The 21,958-nt window shown below is 70.4% G+C and carries 17 protein-coding genes; 7 read left to right on the top strand and 10 right to left on the bottom strand.

What is annotated here, in order from left to right; all coding sequences use genetic code 11:
* Nucleotides 1-21: 21 nt before the first annotated feature.
* Both KBX34_RS18930 and KBX34_RS18925 read right to left on the bottom strand, forming a co-directional pair.
* Complete coding sequence (locus KBX34_RS18930; RefSeq protein WP_210794250.1) at nt 22-2,472, bottom strand: non-reducing end alpha-L-arabinofuranosidase family hydrolase; 2,451 nt, start codon at nt 2,470-2,472, stop codon at nt 22-24.
* 208 nt (nt 2,473-2,680) lie between these two features.
* Entirely contained in the window at nt 2,681-5,566 is a 2,886-nt protein-coding gene (locus tag KBX34_RS18925; RefSeq protein ID WP_210926092.1) for a glycoside hydrolase family 9 protein, read from the bottom strand.
* A gap of 441 nt (nt 5,567-6,007) precedes the next feature.
* Here KBX34_RS18925 and KBX34_RS18920 point away from each other — a divergent pair, with 441 nt between their 5' ends.
* Nucleotides 6,008-7,573, top strand: coding sequence for an aldehyde dehydrogenase family protein (locus KBX34_RS18920; RefSeq protein WP_210794248.1), 1,566 nt, complete (start codon nt 6,008-6,010; stop codon nt 7,571-7,573).
* Between the two features lie 67 nt (nt 7,574-7,640).
* Nucleotides 7,641-8,039, top strand: coding sequence for a VOC family protein (locus tag KBX34_RS18915; protein WP_247668113.1), 399 nt, complete (start codon nt 7,641-7,643; stop codon nt 8,037-8,039).
* Nucleotides 8,040-8,050: 11 nt separating this feature from the next.
* On the opposite strand, the gene KBX34_RS18910 is transcribed toward KBX34_RS18915, so the two are convergent.
* Together KBX34_RS18910 and KBX34_RS18905 are read right to left on the bottom strand one after the other, a co-directional pair.
* Complete coding sequence (locus tag KBX34_RS18910) at nt 8,051-9,115, bottom strand: GNAT family N-acetyltransferase (protein ID WP_210794247.1); 1,065 nt, start codon at nt 9,113-9,115, stop codon at nt 8,051-8,053.
* 90 nt (nt 9,116-9,205) lie between these two features.
* Complete coding sequence (locus tag KBX34_RS18905; RefSeq protein WP_088946876.1) at nt 9,206-9,907, bottom strand: amino acid-binding protein; 702 nt, start codon at nt 9,905-9,907, stop codon at nt 9,206-9,208.
* A 149-nt stretch (nt 9,908-10,056) separates the two neighbouring features.
* Between KBX34_RS18905 and KBX34_RS18900 the strand changes: the two genes are divergently transcribed.
* Together KBX34_RS18900 and KBX34_RS18895 are read left to right on the top strand one after the other, a co-directional pair.
* A complete protein-coding gene (locus KBX34_RS18900) occupies nt 10,057-11,136 on the top strand; it encodes a phosphotransferase family protein (protein WP_210794246.1) in 1,080 nt (359 codons plus the stop codon).
* A complete protein-coding gene (locus KBX34_RS18895; protein WP_088946874.1) occupies nt 11,136-12,347 on the top strand; it encodes an acyl-CoA dehydrogenase family protein in 1,212 nt (403 codons plus the stop codon). Before KBX34_RS18900 ends, KBX34_RS18895 begins: the two co-directional genes overlap by 1 nt.
* Before the next feature lie 29 nt (nt 12,348-12,376).
* On the opposite strand, the gene KBX34_RS18890 is transcribed toward KBX34_RS18895, so the two are convergent.
* The 6 genes from KBX34_RS18890 to KBX34_RS18865 form a co-directional block, all read right to left on the bottom strand.
* A complete protein-coding gene (locus KBX34_RS18890) occupies nt 12,377-13,423 on the bottom strand; it encodes a LacI family DNA-binding transcriptional regulator (protein ID WP_088946873.1) in 1,047 nt (348 codons plus the stop codon).
* Nucleotides 13,424-13,505: 82 nt separating this feature from the next.
* Nucleotides 13,506-14,927 (bottom strand): GH1 family beta-glucosidase, encoded by a 1,422-nt coding sequence (locus KBX34_RS18885; protein WP_210926091.1) that lies wholly within the window; start codon nt 14,925-14,927, stop codon nt 13,506-13,508.
* Entirely contained in the window at nt 14,924-15,766 is an 843-nt protein-coding gene (locus KBX34_RS18880; RefSeq protein ID WP_088946871.1) for a carbohydrate ABC transporter permease, read from the bottom strand. Before KBX34_RS18880 ends, KBX34_RS18885 begins: the two co-directional genes overlap by 4 nt.
* A gap of 10 nt (nt 15,767-15,776) precedes the next feature.
* Nucleotides 15,777-16,748, bottom strand: a complete 972-nt coding sequence (locus KBX34_RS18875; protein WP_141908395.1) for a carbohydrate ABC transporter permease — start codon at nt 16,746-16,748, stop codon at nt 15,777-15,779.
* Between the two features lie 109 nt (nt 16,749-16,857).
* A complete protein-coding gene (locus KBX34_RS18870) occupies nt 16,858-18,147 on the bottom strand; it encodes an ABC transporter substrate-binding protein (protein ID WP_210794243.1) in 1,290 nt (429 codons plus the stop codon).
* 227 nt (nt 18,148-18,374) lie between these two features.
* Nucleotides 18,375-18,938, bottom strand: a complete 564-nt coding sequence (locus tag KBX34_RS18865; RefSeq protein WP_210794242.1) for a plasmid pRiA4b ORF-3 family protein — start codon at nt 18,936-18,938, stop codon at nt 18,375-18,377.
* A 150-nt stretch (nt 18,939-19,088) separates the two neighbouring features.
* Here KBX34_RS18865 and KBX34_RS18860 point away from each other — a divergent pair, with 150 nt between their 5' ends.
* The 3 genes from KBX34_RS18860 to sbcD form a co-directional block, all read left to right on the top strand.
* Nucleotides 19,089-19,835, top strand: coding sequence for a pyrimidine reductase family protein (locus tag KBX34_RS18860; protein WP_210926088.1), 747 nt, complete (start codon nt 19,089-19,091; stop codon nt 19,833-19,835).
* Nucleotides 19,836-19,983: 148 nt separating this feature from the next.
* A complete protein-coding gene (locus KBX34_RS18855) occupies nt 19,984-21,738 on the top strand; it encodes an ATP-binding protein (protein ID WP_099851515.1) in 1,755 nt (584 codons plus the stop codon).
* A 19-nt stretch (nt 21,739-21,757) separates the two neighbouring features.
* Nucleotides 21,758-21,958, top strand: a 201-nt coding sequence (sbcD, locus tag KBX34_RS18850; protein ID WP_210926086.1) for an exonuclease subunit SbcD, incomplete at its 3' end; no start/stop codon positions are given.

Here is a 21,958-nt window from a genome sequence, read left to right as displayed (position 1 = left end):
TCTCCGCGAACGGAGTGACGCCTAACGCTGGAGGGTCAGCACACCCGGCCGCCACGGCAGCAGGTTGTAGTCGCCGCCCGCACTGGGGTTCTTGCCCTGGTACAGGAACTGCAGGTTGCAGGCGTCGACGGTCTTGGTCTGGTCGGGGTTGGTGCGGACCAGGTCACCGTGGCTGATGTCGTTGGTCCACGTCGCGCCGCTGTTGGCCTTGCCGGCGAAGGGGTTGCTCTCGGTGGCGGCCTGCGGGGTCCACGAGCCGTTCAGACTGGTGGACGTGAACGACCGGAAGTAGCGTCCCTGACTCCCGATCGCCTCGACGATCATGAGGTACTGGTTCTGGCCCTGCACCTTGTAGACCTCGACGCCCTCGAACAGGTTGTTCGTCGAGTCGGTCATGACCGTCGTGTAGGTCGAGCCGAAGCTGCCCGGGAAGTTCCCCAGCGGCATGCTCGACCGGTAGATCTTGCCGTTGTCCCCGGCGAAGAACAGGTACATGTTCTGGTCGTCGCCGATGAGGGTCTGGTCGATCACCCCGTACGGGGCGTCGGAGAGGGTGGCGGTGGAGAGCGTCTGCGCCGAGGACCAGCCGTTTGCGTTCGTCGGGTCGCTCGACGTCTTGTAGCTGAACGAGGTCGGTCCCCACTGGTACGCCAGCACCCAGATGTTCTTCGGGGCGAAGTACAGCAGCGTGGGTGCCACGGTGCCCTGACTCATTCCGGTCTGGCCGGCCGAGGCCATGTCGGACCAGTTCGTGAACAGGCTGAAGTTCATCGATCCGTACTGGCCGCTGCTGTTGACGTTGGACGCGTAGACCAGATGCTTGCCGTTGTAGACCACGTTGGTGAAGTCCTTGACCGAGACCCAGCCGTTCTGCGGGTTCGCCAGCGCGCCGGTCGACGACCACCGGTAGGTCGACGGGAGCGCGCAGCCACCCGTCGGCGGCGGCGTGGTGGTCGGCGGGGTCGACGTCGGCGGCGTGTCGCCGCCGAAGTCGGTCCGCCACTGCTGGTTGGTCTGTCCGTGGCAGTCGTACAGCTGGACCTGCTGGCCGTTGCCGGTACCCCAGACGTCCAGGCACCGGCCGGACTGCACGCCGCTGATGGTGCCGTTGGAGTTGATGTTCCACTGCTGGTTCGGCTGGCCGTTGCACTCCCAGATGATGATTCCGGTGCCGTTCGCGGTGCCCGCGCCGTTCGCGTCGAGGCACTTGCTGCCGTAGACCCTCAACTGCTTGCCGCTGGTGTACGTCCACTGCTGGTTCGACTGACTGTTGCAGTCGTAGAGCTGGACGCGGGTGCCGTTGGTCTGCGTGGCGTTGGGCACGTCGATGCACCGGCCCGACTGCACGCCGACGATCCGGCCGGCGCCGCCGCTCGGCGGCGGGCTCGTGGTCGGGCTCACCGTCGGGGTCGCGGTCGGGGTCGCGGTCGGGGGGGCCGCGTTGAGCGCGTTGAGGACCGAGTTGTAGGCGGCTTTCTTGTTGCCGCCGCCGTCGAAGAGCAGCGGGCTCTCGTTGGAGCGCCAGGAGTCGCTGTCGCGTACGCCCCAGACGGTGATGCCGATGCAGCGCGGCACGTTCAGGCACGCCTGGGTCAGCCCGGCGTACTGGGTGGTGGAGGAGTTGGTGACGTCGACCTCGGTCAGCGCCACGTCCACGCCGAGCGCGGCGAAGCTGGACAGCGTGGTCTGGAAGTTGCTCGGCAGCGAGCTGCCGCCGGTGAAGTGGGTCTGCAACCCGACGCAGTCGATCGGCACGCCACGGGACTTGAAGTCCTGGATCATGCGGTAGACGCCCTGCGTCTTGCCGTACGACCAGTTCTCGATGTTGTAGTCGTTGTAGCAGAGCTTGACCGAAGGGTCGGCCGCCCGCGCGGTGCGGAACGCGACCTCGATCCAGTCGTTGCCGGTGCCCTGGAGGTTGGACTGGCGACGGCTGCCGTCCTCGTTGAACGCCTCGTTGACCACGTCCCAGGCGGCGAGCTTGCCCCGGTAGTGGCCCATCACGCCGTTGATGTGGTCGATCATCGCCTGACGGAGGTTGCTGCCGCTCAGGCTCTGCATCCACCCCGGCTGTTGCGCGTGCCAGGCCAGGGTGTGCCCACGGACCTTCAGGCCGCGCTGGGTCGCCCAGTTGTAGATCTGGTCGCCGGAGTTGAAGTTGAACTGGCCCCGCTGGGGCTGCGTCGCGTCCGGCTTCATCTCGTTCTCAGCCGTGATCATATTGAACTCGCGCGCGGCGATCGTGCTGTATGTCGAGTCGCCGAGCCGGCCCGCCGCGATGGCGGTGCCGAAGTACCGGCCCGACTGTGCGGCGGCCGCGCCGAGCGTGCTCGCGGCGGCGTTCGCCGAGGGCATCATCACCGCGACGGCGGCCACGGTCACGACGCTGAACGCGCCGGCGAGCAGCGCTCGGACGGCGGGCGATCGCCGTCGCCCAGTCGCGCCGCGATGAACGGATGGGCTCATTGCCATCTCAGCCTCCTTACTGGCCAACACCCGGACCGCCGAGGCGGGGACGACCGGACGTCTCGATTGGGACATCTAATCCAGTCGATGCTTACACCACGTGTCGGTCCGGACAATGTGTTACGGAAAAGTTTCGGAAATGCTGTGCCGCGCGCGGCGTAGCGTGGCCGGTCGCCCGGGCGCGGTACCGACCACGCCACGCCGCGTCGATGAGTCAGGAGACGGTGCAGGCGGTGCCGTTCAGGGTGAAGGCGGCCGGCCTGGTGGTGCTGCCGGTGTGGGTGCCGTTGAAGCCGAAGCTCGTCGACGCACCCGGTGCCAGTGTCCCGTTGTAGGACAGGTTCGACGCGGTCACCGCGGTGCCGGTCTGGGTCACGTTCGCCGACCAGGCCTGCCCGATCTTCTGCCCGCTGCTCGGGAACGTGAACGCGAGCGTCCAGCCGTTTATCGGCGTCGTTCCGGTGTTGGCGATCGTGATGTTCGCGGTGAACCCGGTGTCCCAGTTGTTCGCTGTCCAGGTCACCGCGCAGCCGCCGCCGGCGGGCGGGGCCGTGGTGGTGACCGTGACGCCGGGCGACGCGGCCGAGACGTTTCCGGCCGCGTCCACCGCCACCACCGTGAACGTGTACGTGGTGGAGGCGGTCAGCCCGGTCACGGCCAGCGTGGTGCCGGTGGCCGAGCCGACCAGGACGTTCCCGCCCCGGTAGACGCGGTAGGCCGTGACGCCCGCCGCGTCGGTGGACGGGCCCCAGGTCAGGGTCAGGCCGGTCGGGCCGACCGCTGCGGCGGTGGGCGTACCGGGTGCGGTCGGCGGGGTGGTGTCCGGCGCCGGACCGGCCGGCGTGGTGACGCTGAGGGCGGCCGATGCCGCCGAACGGTTGCCGGCGCCGTCGAGCGCCCGCACGGTGAACTGGTACGTCCGCTCGGGTGCCAGGCCGGTCACGGCCAGGGAGGCCCCCGTCGAGGCGGTGACGACCGGGTCGGCGCCGGCCGAGGTGCGGGTCACCTCGTAGCCGGCCAACCCGCTGCCGCCCGTGTCGGTGGACGTGGTCCAGGTCAGCGTGAGCCCGCTGGACGTGACGGCGGACGCGACGGGCGTGCCGGGCACTGTGGGCGCGGTGGTGTCCGGCACGACCGGGCCCGGCTCCTCGCCCCAGACGCGGGTGGCGCCGGAATAGAGCGGCACCTTCCGGTTGGGCCCGGCGGTGGCCTGGTACGACGGGTCGTTGGTCGGGTCCCAGGTGCCACCCTCCGGCACACCGATCTTGAACTGGACCTCCATCCGGTGCTGCGACTGCCCGGCCGGGGCGATGGTGTGCCCGGTGCAGTCCACCTCGACGTACCAGATGTCACCGCTGAACTGCTTCGCGGTGGTCGGGGACGGGCAGCCCTGGGTGTAGCCGGCGGTGACCTGCACCGGGCCGGTGCCGTCGGGCCGGAAGTAGTACCGGAACCGGCCGTCGGTCAGGGCCCGGGCCGGGAACGCCGACTTGTTGTAGACCATCACCTTGAGCCCGGTGGCCCGCGGTTCGGCCTGCGTCACAGTGGTCTCCACTGTCAGCTCGTCGATGTCCGGCGTCTCGGCGACCGGGAAGTTGGCGAGCGGCGTGCCGCCGTACTCGGAGACCAGCCGGACCAGCGCGGAGGTGAAGCCGGCGTTGTAGTCGGTGGCCACCTCGTTCATCACGTAGTCCGACCGGCTGTCGCTGTACGCGTCGTTGGCCGAGGACGGGCCGCCGACCAGCGCGCCGTAGAGGGTGTGCCGGGTCTCGACGGGCACCGTCTGGCTGTCCCACCAGGAGCCGTGGGCGGTGCGGTGGTGCGGGTTGCGCGGCGAGTTGGCGCCGAACCCGATGACGTAACTGGAGTTGCGCGGGTTGTCGCCCAGCGCGTAGTTGATCTGCCGGACGGCGAAGTCGTGGTAGCGCGCCTTACGGGTGGTGTCGGTGGTCTTGTCGCTGTAGACCAGCGCGGCGAAGGAGGTGTTGGCCGCGTAGCGCAACGCACCCCAGGAGTCGAGCACCGCCATCCCACCGGGTGAATACGGCACCCGCTGCCCGTCCACCCCGACGGTCCAGTAGTCCAACCAGCGGTTGGCGTCGTCGACGTACTTCTGCTTGCCGGTCAGGTTGGCCAGCAGCACGTACGCCCCGAACTGCTTGTTGTCCCAGGCGATCGTCCACTTGTAGGAGCGGGTGGTGGATTGGTTCTCGGTGCCGAGCTTGTCGTACTCACTCTCGGCCTTGGCCAGGTAGCTGGCCTCGCCGGTGGCCCGGTGCAGCCAGATCGCCGCCCAGACCAGCTCGTCCTGCCAGCCGCTCCACGAGCGGTAGAAGCTGGTCGCGTCGGTGATGCACTCGTGGTAGGACTTCCGCACCGTGTCGGCGAAGGTGTAGAGCTGCCGGGCGTGCCCGAGCAGCCGGTCGGCGTAGGCCGCGTCGGTGGGACGGAAGACCATCGAGGACGCGGCCATCGCGGCCGCCGTCTCCCCCGCCAGGTCCGCGCCGCCACAGCTCGCATCGATCTTGTACGCGGGCCGCGCCATCGCCATCACCTCGGCCGGACCCCACCACTTGTGGTCGTCGTCGCCCTTGCCGACCTGTCCATAGAGGACGTTGGCGGACGGGTGCGCCTTGATGAAGTAGTCGTTGACGAAGCGCAGGTTGTTGAGCAGGTGCGGCAGTTGGCCGGACGCGGTGTAGCCGCTGCGGTACTCCACAGCGCCCCAGGCGAGCATGGTGGCGCTGAACGCCATCGGGAAGCCGAACTTCACGTGGTCACCCGCGTCGTACCAGCCGCCGGTGAGGTCCAGCCCCGCGTCAGCGCCGTCGGTGAGCGCGCTGTCGCCGCGCCAGGAGACCCGGTTCCAGTCGGGCAGCCGCCCGGACTGCTGCGCCTCGTAGAAGAGCAGCGACTTCTGCAGCACCTCGGCGTAGTTGTAGGCCGCTGGCGCGGCGGAGGCGGGCGACGACGTCGGCCCGGCGACCGCGAGGGCGAGACCCGTGAGCAGGGCGACGCCAGCGGCCAGCAACCGCCGCGGCCAGGGCTGGTCGACGACCGGTCGCCGAGATCGGAAGCGGAACCGCTGCGGTCGGTGCATGGCGGGCTCCTGTCGGTGGCGCCGCCGGTCAGCACCGACCTGGACGCGGGACGGTGTCGGGTGGTGCGGGCTGCCGGCGGCTGTGGTGGTGGAACCGGAAGCGCGGGAGCGCTCCCATGGATAAGCGACAATGTAATGCGCTCGTCACTGCTTTGTGAAGAGGCGCCCGGGCCCACCCCGTCGCCGCGACCGCGACCTGCGTCAAGACCCGCGCCAGAAGACCCCTAAAACCATCTCACATCATCGATGATATTCGATGAGAAGGGTCGCATTGCCGCTGTTCAGGCCAGTCGTCGCCGGGCCGGCAACGGGGCCGTTCGAGCGTCGCGACCCCTGTCAGACAAACGTACTGTTGCCGACCCGCTACCCGCCGCGAGACAGTACGGCTCATCAGCGGTGTCATCGACGCCGCCGCTCCCCGGTCGACCCTGAGGAGAAGCGATGGCACTACGACTCGCCGACGGCACCGCCTGGTCCGACGTCCTGGCCCGCGCGGTGGCCGCCACCGGAGAAGCATTCGGCGCCGAGGTGGACGGCGTCACCACCCTGCACAACCTGGTCGAGGGCGAATGGCGGGCCACCGGTCAGCCCGCCCCCGTCCGCACCCCGGTGGACAACACCGTCGTCATCAACCTGCGCCGGCTCGACGCCGACACCGCCCGCGCCGCGGTCCTGCACGCCGCCGCCGAGCACCGCACCTGGGCCCGGACCCCGCTCGCCGACCGCAAGGCCCGCGTCGCCGACGCACTGGACTCGCTCACCGCCCACCGCGACCTGCTCGCCATGCTGCTGGTCTGGGAGATCGGCAAGCCCTGGCGGCTGGCCTGCGCCGACGTGGACCGCGCGCTCGACGGCGTCCGCTGGTACGCGGACGAGATCGACCGGATGCTCGCCGGCGGTCGCGAGCCGCTGCCCGGCCCGGTCAGCAACATCGCCTCGTGGAACTACCCGATGAGCGTCCTCGTGCACGCCGAGCTGGTGCAGCTGCTGGCCGGCAACGCGGTCATCGCCAAGACCCCGTCCCAGGGCGGCGCCGTCTGCCTGACCGTCGCACACGCGCTGATGCGCCGCGCCGGCCTGCCCGCGACCCTCGTCAGCGGCGGTGGCGAGGAGTTGTCCGAGGTGCTGGTTCGCGCACCCGAGATCGGTGCCGTCGCGTTCGTCGGCGGACGCTCCAACGGCGGCAAGGTCGCGGCCGCACTGCTCGACACCGACAAGCGGCACTTCATCGAGCAGGAGGGCCTCAACGCCTGGGGCATCTGGAACTTCTCCCAGTGGGACCTGCTCGCCGCCCACCTGAAGAAGGGCTTCGAGTACGGCAAGCAGCGCTGCACGGCGTACCCCCGGTTCGTGGTGCAACGCGACCTGGTCGACGAGTTCCTCGACATGTACCTGCCCGTCGTCCGCTCTGTGCGCTTCGGTCACCCGCTCGCCGTCGGCGACGACTGGACCGCGGGAGACCCGCTGCCCGAGCTGGACTTCGGGCCGCTGATCAGCGCGGCCAAGGCCGACGAGCTGCACCGCAAGGTCGACGAGGCGGTCCGCGGTGGAGCGGTGCCGCTGCACAGGGGCAAGCTCACCGGCGCGCCGTTCCTGCCCGGGCAGGACACCTCGGCGTACGTGGCGCCGTCGGTGCTGCTCGCCCCGCCCGGCCGGTCCCGGCTGATGCACGCCGAGCCGTTCGGGCCGGTCGACACGATCGTCGTGGTGGACACCACCGACGAGCTGCTGGCCGCGATGAACGCCTCCAACGGGGCACTGGTCGCCTCCCTGGCCTGCGACGACACCGACGAGGCCAGCAAGCTCGCGGTCGACCTCCAGGCGTTCAAGGTGGGCATCAACAAGCCGCGCTCACGGGGTGACCGGGACGAGCCGTTCGGCGGCCGGGGTGCCTCCTGGAAGGGCGCGTTCGTCGGCGGCGACCTGCTGGTGCAGGCGGTCACAGTGGGCGGCGACAGCCGTCTCTACGGCAACTTCCCCGACTACAACAGCTACCCCGCCACCTGAGGTCGGCGCCGGCCCCCTGTCGACGCCCAGCGCGTGTGACAGGGGGCCGGCGGCGTACCGTCGCGAGATGGCGATGATCGAGCAGCTCTCCCTGGGTGTGTCCGACGCCGAACGGGCGGCGAGGTTCTGGGCTGCGGCCCTCGACTACCGCCGCCGGGCACCTCGATTCGACGGCGACGAGTGGATCGTGCTGGAGCCCCAGCCAGGCATGCCGGGCATGGCGATCGCGATGGACCTGAGCGAAAGCCCGGTGCAGGATTTTCCCCGCCTCCACCTGGACCTGGACGCCGGCGAGCGCAGCCTCGACGAGGAACTCGACAGGTTGCTCGCGCTCGGCGCCCAACGGGTGGACTGGCGGCACTACCCCACCGACCCGCACCCGACCGAACCCCCGTACGTCGTGCTCGCCGACCCGGAGGGCAACCGGTTCTGCGTGTCCGGCCGCCGGGAACGCCCCGCGCGGTGACAGGGCCCGTCCTACGAACCAGGCGTCGAGAGGGTGCCCTTCCGGTCCGCGGCGAGCGGGACGGTGAGGGTGAGCAGGGTGCCGTCGCGCTCCACCGAACTGGACCGGTTCAGCCGGCGCAGCGTCCGCAGCATCGGGGCGTTGTCGGCCTGGACGTGCAGCACCAGCGCCGCGTACCCGGATCGGTCGGCATGCTGGGCCAGCCGGCGCAGCAGCGCTGAGCCGAGCCCCCGCCGCTGCCAGTCGTCGCGCACCAGCAGCGCCACCTCGGCCTCGTCACCCTCGCCGAGCAGGTTCGCCAGGGCGACCACCGACTCCGCCTCGCCGTCGGCGCCGGTGGCCGTGGCCACCAGGGTCAGCCCTCGGCTCGGCTCCAGCAGCCGACGCAGCCGGGCCGGCTGCGGCAACCCCGCCCCGCCCAGGTAACGCCGGTGCCGGCTGCGCGGCGAGCACGCCTCGTGCAGCTCCACGACGCCGGACAGATCGTCAGCGCAGGCGGGCCGCACGGCAACCTCGGCGCCGTCGGGCAGCACCAGGGTGATCTGCTCGGCGGCCCGACGGACCACCGTGGCGGCCAGCTCGACCAGGGCCTGCGCCCGGGCGTACTCCGCCGGGGTGAAGGCGGGCGCGACCCGACGCAGCGAGAACGAACCGCCTGCCGGGTCGGCCAGCAGCATGGTGGCGCCGGTGATCCCCCGTTCGACGCCGGTCGACGCGGGTCGCCAGCTGACCGAGTCGGCACCGAGCAGGGTGCGCAGCGCCGCGCCCGTCGCGTCCGGGTCACGCACCAGCCGGTTGGCCAGCCCGAGCACCCGGGTCGGCTGGTCGGCCAGGCCGCGCGCCTCGCTGCGCGCCACCCAGCAGTCCCGGCCCCGACCCCGCTCGACGGCGGCGATCAGCCCGGCCTCGTCCAGCGCGTCCGGCGCGTCGACCAGGAAGTCGTCCACCGCGCCCTGCTCGGTGGGCTGCACCTGCACCGTGAGGATGTTGACCCCGCGCAACGCGAGGCTCGCCGTGAGCACCGACAGGTAACCCGGCCGGTCGTCCACGGTGGCCCTGATCCGCCACAACGTCATGGTTGGCTCCCTTCCCCACCTCAGAGCCTCGCCCTCGCCTGTTGCCGCCCGGTTGCTCAGCGGTGTCGGCCCGGGAACTCCTCGGGCCGATCAGGGGCTGGCGACCACCGGGGGCGCGCCGACCAGGTCGAGCCGGTCACCGAGGATCACCGCGCAGGCCCGGACGAGCTGGGTGAGGCGATCCACCTCGGTGCTGTGGAACGCGGCGGCGGAGAGGGTCTCGCTGTGCTCGCGGGCCACCACCAGCACCAGGCCCGCCCGTCCGAACGGCGCGACCGCGTGGTGCGTGCCGTCGGGCGTGGTCATCGACCGACCGCGCAGCGGGGTCACCTCCGGCAACCGCAGGGGTACGGGTGCACGCCAGCTCGCGTGCCCCACGGTCGCCCCGCCGCCCCCGGTCCGCGAGGCCCAGTCGACAGGCACCACGGCGGCGACGGCCCAGTCGGCTGCCAGCAGCCCGGGAACCGCGTCGACCAGGGTGGCGAGGCCGTCGGCCGGGTTGGCCGCGACCTGCGCCAGCAGCTCCGCGTCCTGCCCGGTGGTGGTGGGCGCGCCGATCGCCCGCCACACGCCGTCCACCCGCACGCCGGGGATCGCCGCGAGACCGGCCAGCAGCCGCTCCACCCGCGCCGCGCCCGGCCAGACCACTGTGAAGTCGTCCACCGCGCGCCCGCCGAGGCGTTCGAGGACCACCACCTGGACGATGTCCGCGCCGGAGACGCCCAGCGTGCGGGCGACCTGGCCGAGCGTGCCTGGACGGTCCGGCAGGGTGACCCGAACTCGCAGCAACATGTCTGTCCCTCCGCTCGGCGGGCCGGCAGAGTGCGACCGGCAGGCTGGCCCCAGCCTGGTCGTTGACCATTTCGTCCCTGTTGCAAAGGCATGTCCCGAGCGGAAAATCTCATATTGACAACGTGAACCGGCTGCCATCAACTAGTCGGATGAGTGATCCGGCCATCGATGCGTTGCGGCCGGAGGCCGTCCCAGGCTCCCCCACCGGGCTCGCCCTGGACCGACTCGCCGACTATCTGGCCCAGCACCGACCCGAGTTGGCCGTCGGGCCACTGCGCGCCAACCTGATCGCGGGCGGCAAGTCCAACCTCACCTACCTGCTGCGCCTAGGCGACCGTGAGGTCGTGCTGCGCCGCCCGCCGCTGGGGCACGTGCTGGCGACCGCGCACGACATGGCCCGGGAGTTCCGGGTCATCTCGGCGCTGGCGCCGACCGAGGTGCCGGTGCCCGGCACGCTGCTGCTCTGCACCGACCCGGAGGTGATCGGCGCGCCGTTCTACCTCATGGAGCGGATGCCCGGTGAGGTGTTCCGCACCCGCGCACAGACCGACCCGCTGGGCGACGAGCGACGCCGCGCCCTCGCCATGGCGATGATGGACACTCTCGCCGCGCTGCACAGCGTCGAGCCGTCCTCGGTGGGGCTGAGCGACTTCGGCCGCCCGGAGGGCTACCTGGCCCGGCAGGTCCGGCGCTGGGGCGGGCAGCTCGACCGCTCGCGCAGCCGTGATCTGCCCGGCATCGACGAGCTGCGTGACCTGCTGGCGGCCACCGCCCCGGAGGGCGCGAACGCCGGCCGGATCGTGCACGGCGACTACCGACTGGACAATCTTCTCGCCTCGGCCGACCCGGTGGCCGTGCACGCCGTCCTCGACTGGGAGATGGCCACCCTCGGCGACCCCCTCGCCGATCTGGGGCTGCTCCTGACGTACTGGGAGGTGCTCGGCGGCAGCGACACGGCCGACGGCAACCCGGTCGCCGACGGGCTCGGGCCGCGCGCCGGCTTCCCCACCGGCGCCGAGCTGATCGACCGGTACGCGGGGCGCAGCGACGTGGACGTCGGGCCGCTGCATTGGCACGTGGCACTCGGCTGTTTCAAGCTCGCGGTCATCTGCGAGGGCATCCACTACCGCCACACGCTCGGGCAGACGCTCGGCGAGGGCTTCGACCGGATCGGCGAGATGGTGGCACCGCTGGTCGCACACGGGCTGACCGCCGCCAGGGAGCGGTGATGGACTTCTCATACGACAGCCGGACCGAGGAACTACGCGGCGAGCTGACCCGATTCCTGACCGAGCACGTCTACCCGGCCGAGGCCGTGCACGCCGAGCAGGTCGCCACCGGTGACCCGTGGTCGCGTACCCCGGTGTTGGCCGAGCTGAAGGCGGAGGCCCGCAAACGCGGCCTGTGGAACCTGTTCCTCCCCGACCCGCGCTACGGCGCCGGCCTGACCAACCTCCAGTACGCGCCGCTGGCCGAGTTGACCGGGCGCAGCCCGCACCTGGCGCCGGAGGCGGTCAACTGCGCGGCACCGGACACCGGCAACATGGAGCTGCTGGCCGAGTTCGGCTCGGAAGCGCAGCAGAAGCGCTGGCTGATGCCGCTGCTGGAGGGCGAGATCCGTTCCGCGTTCTGCATGACCGAGCCGGACGTGGCATCCTCCGACGCCACCAACATCGCCACCCGGATCACCCGCGACGGCGACGAGTACGTGATCAACGGGCGCAAGTGGTGGTCGTCCGGCGCGATGGACCCGCGCTGCGAGATCTTCATCGTGATGGGCAAGACCGACCCGGACGCCGACCGGCACCGCCAGCAGAGCATGGTGCTGGTCCCCCGGGACACCCCCGGGGTGAACGTCCGTCGGGGCATGAGCGTCTTCGGCTACACCGACGGCTCACACGGTGGGCACGCCGAGATCGACTTCACCGATGTCCGGGTGCCCGCGGAGAACCTGATCGGCGCCGAGGGCACCGGCTTCGCCATCGCCCAGGCCCGGCTGGGTCCCGGCCGGATCCACCACTGCATGCGATTGATCGGAATGGCTGAGCGGGCATTGGAACTGCTCTGCAAGCGGGCGCTCGAGCGGGTCGCGTTCGGCCGACCGCTGGCCGAGCAGGGCGTGGTCCGGGAGTGGATCGCCGAGTCACGGGTGCGCATCGAGCAGGCCCGGTTGCTGGTGCTCAAGACGGCCTGGCTGATGGACACCGTCGGCAACAAGGGCGCGCACACCGAGATCCAGGCCATCAAGATCGGCACCCCGGCGATGGCGGAGTGGGTGATCGACAAGGCCATCCAGGGGTACGGCGGCGCCGGCGTCAGCCAGGACACGCCACTGGCCGCCCTGTGGGCGCAGACCCGCACCCTGCGCCTGGCCGACGGCCCCGACGAGGTCCACCGCAACTCCCTCGCCAAGCGGGAACTCCGCCGCTGGGCCCCGTAACCCGCCCAGCGCCGCTCCCGAGGTGGGGGTCAGGCGCTGGCGCGGTGGATCAGCTGGGTGTCCAGGAGGATGTGCGGGGCCGGGAGGTCGTCGCCTCGGATGCGGGCGACCAGCAGGCGGGCCATCTGTCGACCCATCTCCTCCACCGGCTGGAAGACGGTGGTCAGCGGCGGCTCGGCCTGTTTGGCGATCGTCGCGTCGTCGAAGCCGATCACCGCGACGTCCTCGGGCACGCGCCGGCCGGCCTCGCGCAGGGTACGCAGCGCGCCGAACGCCATGAGGTCGGACGCCACGAAGACCGCGTCCAGGTCCGGGCAGGAGTCCAGTAGCCGGCGCATGGCGGCCGCGCCACTGCCCTCGCTGAAGTCGCCGTACGCGATCAGGTCGGGGTTGACGCCGCCCCCGGTGGCCTTGACCGCCTCGGTGTAGCCGGCCAGGCGGGCCAGGCCGGCGCCCATGTCCTGTGGCCCGGCGATGGTGCCGATGCGTCGGCGTCCCAACCCGGTCAGGTATTCCACCGCCTGCCGAGCTCCGCCAACGTTGTCCACGTCGACGAACCAGGCCGGCTGGGCGCCGGGTTGCAGCATCCGGGCGGGCCGACCGCCGAGCACGGCGGGCAGGCCGCGCTCCTCCAGCAGCGTCGGCAGCGGGTCGGAGTCGTGCAACGACAGCAGCAGCACCCCGTCGACGTGCTGGTTGGTCAGGTGGTGCTCGACCCGCTCCCGCTCGACCGGCGACTGCGCCATGGCCAGCCAGAGCTGCATCGGCGTCTCCAGCAGCGCGGAGCTGATGCCCCGCACGATCGAGGCGAAGAACGGCTCGGTGAAGACCCGCTCGCCGGACTCGGACACCACCAGGGCGACGGAGTCGGTGCGCTGGGTGACGAGCGCACGGGCAGCCCGGTTCGGCACGTACCCCAGCTCGGCGATGGCCTGTTGGACCGCGGCCCGGGCCTCCGGGCTGACCTGGGGCGAGCCGTTGACCACGCGGGAGACCGTGCCCCGGCCGACGCCGGCACGCGCCGCGACCGCGTCGAGGGTCGGGCGCCCGAGCGACCGGGTGCGCTGCGTTGTCATCGTCTGCTCCTCCGACGGCGGACGGACCCGGCGCCACCTGCGGGAGGTGGACGCCAGGACCGTCCTGATGGCTGGCCCGAGCCTATTGTGCGGCCAGACCGTTGCGCCGGATCACCGAGGCGTACCACTTGGCGCTGGACTTGGGGGTGCGGACCTGGCTGTCGTAGTCGACGTGGATCATGCCGAACCGCTTGGTGTAACCCCAGGCCCATTCGAAATTATCCATCAACGACCAGGCAAAGTATCCCCGCAGGGGAACTCCGTCGTTGATCGCCTCGTGCGCGGCGCGCAGATGCGCGTCGAAGTAGGCCAGCCGGTCGACGTCGTCGACCTGCCCGTCGACCACCGAGTCGACGAACGCGGACCCGTTCTCGGTGACGTAGAGCGGCAGGTCGGTGTAGTCGTGCACCCGCCGCAGCGTCTCGGTCAGGCCCGGGGCGTCGATCTCCCAGCCCATGTCGGTGACCGGAACGCCCCGGGTGACGAACCGTACGTCCTCGCTGCCCGGCCAGCACGAGGGAGCACTGTCGGTCGCGACACCCTCGGTCGGTGCGGCGACCACGTGCCGGCTGTAGTAGTTGACCCCGACCAGGTCCAGCGGCGTGGAGATGGTCGCCAGGTCGCCGTCGCGCACGTGGCCGAAGTCGGTCACCGTGCGCAGGTCGGCCACGAGGTCCTCCGGGTACGACCCGCGCAGCAGCGGGTCCAGGAAGAACCGGTTGGCCAGCCCGTCGATCCGCCGGGCGGCGTCCCGGTCAGCAGGGGTGTCGCTGGCCGGGTCGACCGGGTAGAGGTTGACGGTCACGCCCACCTCGGCGGTCGGCCGGGCAGCCCGCAACGCCTGCACGGACAGGCCGTGACCGAGCATCAGGTGGTGCCCGGCGCGCACCGCGTCCGCCCCGTTGGTGCGGCCGGGGGCGTGCACACCGGAGCCGTAGCCGAGAAACGCAGAGCACCACGGCTCGTTCAGCGTGGTCCAGTAACGCACCCGGTCACCGAGCGCGTCGGCCAGCAGCGTCGTGTAGTCGGCGAAGCGGGCCGCGGTGTCCCGGGCCGGCCAGCCGCCGGCGTCTTCCAGCGGCTGCGGCAGGTCCCAGTGGTACAGGGTGAGCCACGGCTCGATGCCGTTGGCCAACAGCTCGTCGACCAGCCGCCGGTAGAAGTCCAGGCCCTGCGGGTTGGCCGCGCCCGTTCCGCCGGGCTGCACCCGGGGCCAGGAGACCGAGAAACGGTACGACTTGAGGCCGAGCTCCGCCATCAGCGCGACGTCGTCGCCGAGCCGGTGGTAGTGGTCGCACGCGACGTCCCCGGTGTGCCCGGCGACGACCCGACCCTCGGTGTGGCTGAAGGTGTCCCAGATCGACGGGGTGCGACCGTCCACGGCCGCCGCCCCCTCGATCTGGTACGCCGCAGTCGCGGCCCCCCAGAGGAATCCGGGTGGAAAGGTCAGCCCGGGGCGCTCGTCGAGGACGTCGACGGCGGGTGGGCTGGCGGGGTTGCTCACGACTTGACGGCACCTTCCATGATCCCGCCGATGATCTGGCGGCCGAACACGAGAAAGACGAGCACGAGGGGGATGGTGCCGATCGCCGTGGCGGCGAACACCTGGGAGTAGTCGGTGTAGTAGGCGTACGAGAGGAAGGAGAGCGAGACCTGGAGGGTCGGGTTCTCCGGGGTGAGGATGGCGTACGGCCAGATGAACGAGTTCCAGGTCTCCATGAAGGTCAGCAGACCGAGCACGCCGGCGGCGGGACGTAGCGCGGGCAGCACGATGCTCCAGTAGATCCGGAACGTGCTCGCCCCGTCGACGCGGCCGGCCTCGATCAGCTCGTCGGAGATGGCCTGGCTGGCGTACTGCCGCATCATGAACACGCCGAAGGCGCTGACCAGGAACGGCACGGTGACCGCGTAGAGGGTGTCGTACCACCCCAGGTCCTGCATCATGGACCAGAGCGGGATGAGGCCCATCTGGGTCGGGATCATCATGGTGACGATGATCGCCAGCAGAAGAGCGTTGCTGCCCCGGAACTTCAGCTTGGCGAAGGCGAACCCGGCCAGCGAACCGGTGAGCACCACCGACAGGGTGACCACCGAGGAGACGATGATCGAGTTCATCATGCCGGTGAGGAAGTTGGCGGCGTCGTTGTCGAGCACCCGCCCGAAGTTGTCACCGAACGCCCCGCCCGGGGTGAGCGGCGGCGGCACGTCGTTGATGTTGTCCAGGCTGCGACTGCCGATCACCAGCATGTAGTAGAACGGGTAGATCGACAGCAGTGCCGCCAGGATGAGCGCCACGTAGGTCAGCGGGCTGGTGCGCCACAGGCGCTGGGAAGCCGAGATCATCGATCTCTCCTCACTTCGCCGAGCGGCGGACGAGTAGGAAATTGAACAGCGACACCACGACGATGATCATGAAGATGGCCCAGGCGACCGCGGCTCCGTAGCCGGCGGTGTTCAGGTTCGCGATGCCCATCTCGTACATGTACATGGCCAGCGTCTGGAACTCCCGCTGGCTGCCGCCGAGAATGTTGCCGTTGGCGAAGAGCAGCGGCTCGGTGAAGAGCTGCATGCCGCCGATCGTGGACAGGATGACCACGAAGGTGAAGGTGGGCTTGAGCATGGGCAGGGTGATCTGCCAGAACTGCCGCCACGGGCCGGCGCCGTCGATCTCCGCAGCCTCGTAGAGGTCCTTCGGGATCGCCTGCATGCCGGCGAGCAGGATCAGGGTGTTGTAACCGGTCCACCGCCAGTTGACCATCGAGGAGATGGCGAACCACGAGCTCCACCGCTGCCCGTCCCAGTCGACCGGGTCCACACCGACGAAACTGAGCAGCCAGTTGAACAGGCCGAACTCTCGCTGGAACAGCATCCCGAAGACGATCGCGACCGCGGCCACCGACACCACGTTCGGCATGAAGATGGCCATCCGGAAGAAGGTCTTGGCGCGCAGGAAGGTCCGGTTGAGCAGGTTCGCCAGGAAGAGGGCGAGCAACAGCTGCGGGATGGTCGACATGGCGAAGATGCCGAACGTGTTGACCAGCGCGTTCCAGAAGTACTCGTCGGAGAACAGCCGGGTGTAGTTGTCGAAGCCGATGAACGAGTGATCGCCGATCATGTCCCAGTCGTGCAGAGACATCCAGGCGGTACGCACCATCGGGTACAGCCCGAACGCACCGAAGATCAGGAAGAACGGGGCGATGTAGAGGTACGGCGAGTACTTGACATCGAGGCGGTTGAGTAGCCTTCCCCGGCGCTGCCGGGAAGGGAGATCGGGAGAAGGCGGTGCTGCTGGCGACGGCGGTGCCGTCGTGGCCGACAGGCTCATGCGAATTTCCTTTTCCGGCGAGGCCCGGGGGCCCTCGCGCAGGGCGCTACGCGGAGGGGACCGGCCGGTGGCGTCCGGGAAGCCCCGAACGCCACCGGCAGGGAATCACTCAGAAGGCACCCTGAGTCTTGGCGTCCTTCGTGAACTGCTCCCAGGCCTTCGCCTTGTCGGCCTGCCCGCTCTCGAACGCCCGCAGGGCCGGCTCGAGTGCGTTCTCCTTGATCGCCTGGTGCTTCGGGCCCAGGTGGGTCGGCTGGATCTTGGCGACGCTCTCCCCGAAGATCTTGCCGGTCGGCGCGTTGCTGAAGTACTCGTTGGTGTAGCTGATGAACGCGTCGTTCTTCAGCGCCTCCAGGTTGGTGGGCAGCGGGCCCTTGGCCTTGAAGGCCTCCACCTGGCTCTTCGCGTTGGTCAGGTACTCGGCGAGCTTCGCCGCCTCCTTCGGGTACTTGCTCTGCGCCGGAACCGCGAGCCACGAGCCGCCCCAGTTACCGCCGCCGCCCGGCACGGACGCCACGTCCCACTTGCCCTTGTTGGCCGGACCGGAGTTCTCCGTGACGATGCCGAGCATCCAGGACGGGCAGAAGGTGGCCGCGAAGGTGCCCTGCTTGAAGCCACCGGACCACTCCGGCGACCAGGTCTGCGCCTTGGCGGAGATGTCCGCCATCGAGGTGGCGGTGTCCCAGGCGTTCTTCACCGCGGGGCTGGTGTCCGCGATGATGTTGTCTTCCTTGTCGTAGAACAGGTCACCGTTACCCTGGAACATCACGCCGTTGGAGACGGCGGTGATCGAGTCGATGAACGCCTTGCCGCCGCTGCCCTGCTTGTACTTCCGGCCGGCCTCGTGGAAGCCGTTCCAGTCCGACCAGAGCGCCGACACCTGGTCGCGCTCGGTGGGCAGGCCGGCAGCCTGGAACAGGTCCTTGCGGTAGCAGACGGCGAGACTGCCGACGTCGGTCGGCAGGCCGATCAGCCGGCCGTCGGGCGCCTTGCCCAGCTCCCACTTCCAGGGCAGGTACTCCTTGGAGTGGTCCGAGACCAGCGGCGCGAGGTCGGCCCAGTTGCGCGCGTTGGGCTTGAACTCGTTGAGGATGCCCTCTTCCAGGGCGGTGACGTCCGCCGCACCCTTGCCGGTGGCCAGGTAGCGGACCAGCTTCGGCCGGTACTCGGCGAGCTGCGCGGTCTTGCGCAACTCGACCTTGATGCCGGTGTCCTTCTCGTACTGCTTGACGAGCTCGTCGTAGCCCATCTCGCCGAAGGTGTCGACGACCAGCTTGGCTGGCTTCTCGCCGGCCGCCGGCTTGTCGTCGTCGTTGCCGCAGGCTGCGAGACCGCCGATAGCGGTGATCGCGGCCAGGGCAGCGGCCGCCAGGCGGGTACGCCGCGTGGTGACACTCATTCGCTGACCCCTCTTTCCGGTGGTGAGGCTGGATGTGTCGTGGTGGGGTGCTCATCACGCCTGGCCGGGGATGCGTCAGTGACCCATGCCACCCTCGGGAGCGCTCCCATGAGATTGCCGACAGGTAACGGGAGTGTCAATAGGGCGATGGGAGCGTTCCCAGATCGTTACCGCTCAGCTCACCTGGCAACTCCGCCTCGCAAACTCCGCCTCGGACCGGCGGAGCTTCAGCAGAAGCGGCGGAGCAGGGTGGTGGTCTGGTCCGGATCGAAGCGGGACGGGTCGAAGGTGGAGCCCGCCCAGTCGCGCAGCGTCGCGTGCCGTGGATCGACCGGCCCGACCGGATCGTCCTCGTCGGCCAACGCGACCAGGAGCGCCCCGTAGCCCAGCGGCCCGCCGACGCCCTCCGGTGGGCAGGCCCGCTCACCGTCCAGGCAGACCGGGTACCGCTCGTCGGGGTCGGCGGTCAGCGCGTCCTCCACGACCAGGTCGTGCTCCCACCAGTCACCGAAGTCGTACGTGTAGGAGAACCGGCTGCCCTTGCCGAGCACCGCGTCCAGCCGCACGTCCAGCTCGTCGTGCAGCGCCAACTCGCCGTCCGGGTCGGGGTCGCCGTACTGCATCGCTTCGATCTCGAACGAGTGCAGGTGGCAGTCCCGCCAACCCATCGCGTGCTGCACCACCCGGTGCAGCCGGTCCAGCGTGTAGCCGGCTGGCACGAGCACCCGGCGCCACACCGGCGGGCGGACGCCGGCGAGGGACATCTTCAGCTGGAAGATCTGACGGGGCATGCTGTCCTGTCCTCCCGCGGCTTAGGCTGCGAGCATGATCTGCCGAGCGTGCCGGGCCCGGCGACACGACGACTGCCCGGGCCGGAACTGGTGCGACTGCCAGCACCGTACCGCCGGACCGACCCCTCCCGTCACTGGTCCGGCCGGCGAATGAGCGTCGGAATTCCGATCCGACGGCTCTGGCCCGAGCCTTCGACGCAACAACTCGACGACGCCGCGCTGACCACGCTCTACGGCCGCGCCGACGAGCCCCGACTGCGGGTCAACTTCGTCGCCAGCCTGGACGGCGCGGTCACCCTGGACGGCTATTCCGCAGGGCTGTCCGGCCAGCCGGACAAGCGCGTGTTCGGCGTGCTGCGGATGGTCTGCGACGCGCTGGTGGTGGCCGCCGGCACGCTGCGCCACGAGGGATACCGGGCGGTCCGCCTCGACGAGCGCCGCCGCGCCTGGCGACGCGAGCACGGGCTGGCCGAGTATCCGACGCTGGTGGTCGTCTCCGGTTCACTCGACCTCGATCCGGAGCAGGCCGCCTTCGCCGACGCGCCGACCCGTCCGATCGTGCTCACCCACGCCGACGCCGAGCCACCGCCCGGGCTTACGGACGTCGCCGACCTGCTGCGCTGCGGCACCGGGCGGGTCGACCTGGCCGCCGGCCTCACCGAACTGCACCGACGCGGGCTGACCCAACTGCTCTGCGAGGGCGGCCCGCACCTGCTCGGCGCGCTCACCGCCGCCGACCTGGTGGACGAGCTGTGCCTCACCGTCGCGCCGCTGCTCGCCGGGCCCGGCCCGGGCCGGATCACCGCCGGCGACGCCGCGCCGCCCCGGCACCTGCCACTGCGGCACGTGCTGGCCGCCGAGGACGGCGTCCTCATGCTCCGCCACGCCCGCCCGTAACGGGCCGTCGTCCGGCCACACACCCACCGTCGCGGGTGTGACGGCGCATGGTGTCGTCCGCCGCGTCGCGTGGCGACCTGTCGTACTCCTCGGGCAGGATGCACCTCATGGTTCCCGACCGTGCTGCCCGACCGACCCGAGTCGCCCGATGACCGACGCCGAGCTCGACAGCCCGGGCGAGGTGGTCGGGCGGGTGCTGGGCACCGCTGACGCCACCCCGTTGCAGTTCTGGACGGCCGTGGCACCCGGCAGCTATCTCCAGCTCGACGACGTCGTGGTCACCCGACGGGAGCTGCCGGACCGGGAGCCGGTGACGATCGCCGGCGTGGTCACCCAGGTCCGCGCTCGACACGAGGGCGCCCAGTTCGAGTCCGACGTGTTCGCCATCGCCGACGGCACACTGCCCGCGCAGGTGCAGGAGGCCGCCGAGGTCACCACCACCCGGGTCGATCCGGAGCTGTACGTGCCGCCGACCCCCGGCGCGGTGGTGCACCGGGCCGAGGGCGACGCCCGGGCGCGCGCGCTGCACTTCGACCGGATGGAACGGCGCATCCCGATGGGGATGGGTCGGGACGGCGTCCCGGTCTATCTCAACGCCGACTTCCTCGACGGCAGCCGCGGCGCACACGTCTCGATCTCCGGCATCTCCGGGGTGGCCACCAAGACCAGCTTCGCCACCTTCCTGCTCTACTCGGTGTTCCGCTCCGGGGTGCTGGGCGGCGACGCGGTCAACGCCAAGGCGCTGATCTTCAACGTCAAGGGTGAGGACCTGCTCTTCCTGGACCACCCCAACACCCGCCTCGACGATCCCACCCGCGCGGCCTACGCGAAGCTCGGGTTGAGCGCCGGCGCCTTCCCCGACGTGCGGGTCTACGCCCCGCCCCGGGTCGGTGACGCGGCCGGCACGCCGGATGTGAGCAGCCGGCTCACCGGGGTGGACTCGTTCTACTGGACGCTGGACGAGTTCTGCGCCGACCGTCTCCTGCCGTACGTCTTCGCCGACGCCGACGACGAGCGCCAGCAGTACACGATGGTGGTCCACTCGGTGACCGCGCACCTGGCCCGCTACGCCCAGCCGGCCGACGGCGGGGTGAGCATCGACGGGGTCCGGCTCGGCTCCTACGGCGACCTGGTCGACCACATCGTCGACCAGCTCAACGACGACGAGACCCGCTCCGACTGGGCGGGCAGCGCGGTCGGTCTGGGCACCGTCAACGCGTTCGCCCGGCGGTTGATCGGCAGCAAGAAGGACCTGGCCCGGCTGATCCGTGGCGACCTCGCCACCCGTCGCCCGCACTCGATCAACACCAGCGAGTCCGCGCAGGTCACCGTCGTCGACCTGCACAACCTTCCGGACCGCGCCCAGCGGTTCGTGGTGGGTGTGACGCTGAAGAGCGAGTTCGAGCGCAAGGAGAAGTCCGGCACCGCCAAGCCGTTGCTCTTCGTCGTGCTCGACGAGCTCAACAAGTACGCCCCCCGGGAGGGCTCCTCGCCGATCAAGGAGGTGCTGCTCGACATCGCCGAGCGGGGCCGCTCGCTCGGGGTGATCCTGATCGGCGCGCAGCAGACGGCGAGCGAGGTGGAACGGCGCATCGTCACCAACTCGGCGATCCGGGTGGTCGGCCGGCTCGACCCGGCCGAGGCGTCCCGCCCGGAATACGGCTTCCTCCCGCCCGCACAGCGCCAGCGGGCGCTGCTGGCCAAGCCGGGCACCATGTTCGTCAACCAGCCGGACATCCCGGTGCCGCTCTGTCTGGAGTTCCCCTTCCCGGCCTGGGCCACCCGGGTCTCCGAGGCGGGCCGGGCACCATCGGAGACGCTGCGCTCGATCACCCAGTCCGCCGACCCGTTCGCCGTGGTGGGCTCCGGCGGCGGCAGCACCGACGACGACATCCCGTTCTAGGTAGGGGCCGGCTACAGCAATGAAGATCCTGCACACCTCCGACTGGCACGTGGGAAAGGTGCTCAAGGGGCAGTCCCGGGCCGAGGAACACAAGGCCGTGCTGGCCGGGGTGATCGACATCGCCCGTGCCGAGCAGCCGGATCTGGTGATCGTCGCCGGTGACCTCTACGACACCGCCGCGCCCACCTCGGAGGCGACGCGTCTGGTCACCCGGGCGCTG

The organism is Micromonospora sp. M61, from assembly GCF_018070245.1.
GTDB classification, from domain to species: Bacteria; Actinomycetota; Actinomycetes; order Mycobacteriales; family Micromonosporaceae; genus Micromonospora; species Micromonospora zamorensis.
This window is presented reverse-complemented; position numbering and strand designations above follow the sequence as displayed.

Bases quoted from the DNA above. Each gene is read 5' to 3' on its own strand.
- KBX34_RS18930 (WP_210794250.1), bottom strand. From the start codon at position 2,472: ATGGCAATGAGCCCATCCGTTCATCGCGGCGCGACTGGGCGACGGCGA.
- KBX34_RS18905 (WP_088946876.1), bottom strand. From the start codon at position 9,907: ATGTTGCTGCGAGTTCGGGTCACCCTGCCGGACCGTCCAGGCACGCTC.
- KBX34_RS18915 (WP_247668113.1), top strand. From the start codon at position 7,641: ATGGCGATGATCGAGCAGCTCTCCCTGGGTGTGTCCGACGCCGAACGG.
- KBX34_RS18920 (WP_210794248.1), top strand. From the start codon at position 6,008: ATGGCACTACGACTCGCCGACGGCACCGCCTGGTCCGACGTCCTGGCC.
- KBX34_RS18925 (WP_210926092.1), bottom strand. From the start codon at position 5,566: ATGCACCGACCGCAGCGGTTCCGCTTCCGATCTCGGCGACCGGTCGTC.
- KBX34_RS18870 (WP_210794243.1), bottom strand. From the start codon at position 18,147: ATGAGTGTCACCACGCGGCGTACCCGCCTGGCGGCCGCTGCCCTGGCC.
- KBX34_RS18860 (WP_210926088.1), top strand. From the start codon at position 19,089: ATGAGCGTCGGAATTCCGATCCGACGGCTCTGGCCCGAGCCTTCGACG.
- KBX34_RS18855 (WP_099851515.1), top strand. From the start codon at position 19,984: ATGACCGACGCCGAGCTCGACAGCCCGGGCGAGGTGGTCGGGCGGGTG.
- KBX34_RS18900 (WP_210794246.1), top strand. From the start codon at position 10,057: ATGAGTGATCCGGCCATCGATGCGTTGCGGCCGGAGGCCGTCCCAGGC.
- KBX34_RS18910 (WP_210794247.1), bottom strand. From the start codon at position 9,115: ATGACGTTGTGGCGGATCAGGGCCACCGTGGACGACCGGCCGGGTTAC.
- KBX34_RS18890 (WP_088946873.1), bottom strand. From the start codon at position 13,423: ATGACAACGCAGCGCACCCGGTCGCTCGGGCGCCCGACCCTCGACGCG.
- KBX34_RS18880 (WP_088946871.1), bottom strand. From the start codon at position 15,766: ATGATCTCGGCTTCCCAGCGCCTGTGGCGCACCAGCCCGCTGACCTAC.
- KBX34_RS18895 (WP_088946874.1), top strand. From the start codon at position 11,136: ATGGACTTCTCATACGACAGCCGGACCGAGGAACTACGCGGCGAGCTG.
- KBX34_RS18875 (WP_141908395.1), bottom strand. From the start codon at position 16,748: ATGAGCCTGTCGGCCACGACGGCACCGCCGTCGCCAGCAGCACCGCCT.
- KBX34_RS18865 (WP_210794242.1), bottom strand. From the start codon at position 18,938: ATGCCCCGTCAGATCTTCCAGCTGAAGATGTCCCTCGCCGGCGTCCGC.